The sequence below is a fragment of the Rudaea sp. genome, from assembly GCF_036383415.1.
Taxonomy (GTDB): domain Bacteria; phylum Pseudomonadota; class Gammaproteobacteria; order Xanthomonadales; family Rhodanobacteraceae; genus Rudaea.
The window spans coordinates 1-1,724 of sequence record NZ_DASVOK010000311.1 but is presented as its reverse complement, the minus strand read 5'-3'; the positions used below and the strand labels follow the sequence as shown (position 1 = coordinate 1,724).

Sequence of the window (1,724 nt, the reverse complement as noted above, 5' to 3'; positions counted from 1 at the left end):
GTGCCATGGGCGCAGGCACGCGGCGCGCGCCGCGCCGAAGAGGCGTTTCGTGTGCGCATCGCCGCCGCGCAGTTGCAGAAAAACGCGTTCGACTGGGCACAGGACTGGAACGGGGACGAAAACCTGCCGGGTTATATCGCGGTATACAGCAAGGGGCTGCCACACAACGATCTCGGCGAAGTCGACGGCTATGCGTACTGGCTGCTGTTGCAGGCGCTGAACAGCGGCTCGCGCAGCGATCTCGCCGCCGTACCCATCGGCAATCCGGCGGTGAAATTCGCTAATCCGCGCTCCGGCTTAGCCTTCAGCATGAGCGGCCAGGATGCGCAGGGTTTCACCGTGTCTCCGGCGCCTACCTTCGACAGTGCCGAAACAGCCGCGGAAATGGTCGAGGCGTACTGGGGCGCGCTGACGCGCGACGTGCCGTTCACCGACTACGCCGGCAACGCGACCATCGCGAGCGCGATCGCGGATCTCGCGACACAGAGCGGTTACACCGGACCGCGCGATATCACGCCGGACTCGCTGTTCCGCATGAACCTGCCGGGCGCGATGACGGGTCCTTGGCTGTCGCAGTTTTTCTGGATGCCGCTGGCGATCGGACCGTATTCGTCCGAGCAGGTCGTGGCGATTCCCGCGCCTGGGCTCGACTACGTCAACAACTATGCCGAATGGCTCGCGGTGCAGCGCGGTGGCGCGGGCGGCGCGACCGCCGCTTCGTCGAACAAGCGCTACATCAGCAATGCGCGCGACCTGACGCGCTCGCTGCAACTCGACGCGCCGTTCGGCACGCTGTTCATGCACGAAACCCAGGCAGCGCTCAACCTCAACCGGCTCGGCCTGCCACGCAATCCGGCACTGCCGGCTTGGGCGCCGAACGAGAACGCCGCGCTCCTGCTCGGTGTTCATACCCTCTACGACCTGATCGCGCGCGCCGGCACGCACGCGCTCGATGCGGTGTTCTGGCAGAAGTGGCAAGTGCATCGCCGCATCCGGCCGGAAACCTTCTCCGGCCGCGTTGACAACCACATCAATGGCAAGGCGATTTATCCGATCAACGCCGCGTTACTGAACTCGCAGGCGCTGGCGGCAACCTTCAGCAAACAGGGCAACTATCTGCTTTCGCAGGCGTGGAAAGGCGGTTGCCCGTTCCATCCGTCGTACCCGTCCGCGCATACCGTGATCGCCGGCGCGGCGATTTCGATGATCAAGGCGTTCTTCAAGGGCGACGCGGTCCTGCTGAATCCGGTGCAGTCCAACGCCGACGGCTCCGCGCTGGTGCCATACACCGGCGATCCGCTGACGGTCGAGGGCGAACTCAACAAGATGGCGATGAACATCGGCATCAGCCGTGTGCAGACTGGCATCCACTATCGCAGCGACGCGGTGCAGAGCCTGTACCTCGGCGAGAAGGTCGCGATCAGCATGCTCGCCGAACTGAAATCGTGGTTCCCCGACAAATTCGACGGCTTCAAATTCCGCGGCTTCGCCGGCAACGACATCGTGGTCTGAACCAACCGCATCGGGCAGCGCAGGGAAGGGCTGCCCGATTCTCCAAGTCAGGCGCGGACCGTCATCGCGGCGCAGGTTTCGCCTTCTCGCTTTCCGCCTTCGGCACGCGCCGGCTGCCGAGCTTGACGATCTCGGGCTTGTCCCAGCTGCCGGTTACCTTGTACTCGGACTGCGTCACCTGGTTGATCGCCTTGCCGAGCACGCCGCCGACG

At 64.7% G+C, this 1,724-nt stretch carries 1 protein-coding gene; it reads left to right on the top strand.

Annotated features, from left to right (window positions below):
* On the top strand, positions 1–1,512 hold a 1,512-nt coding region (locus tag VF497_RS11680), incomplete at its 5' end, for a vanadium-dependent haloperoxidase (RefSeq protein ID WP_330888874.1).
* Positions 1,513–1,724 lie beyond the last annotated feature (212 nt).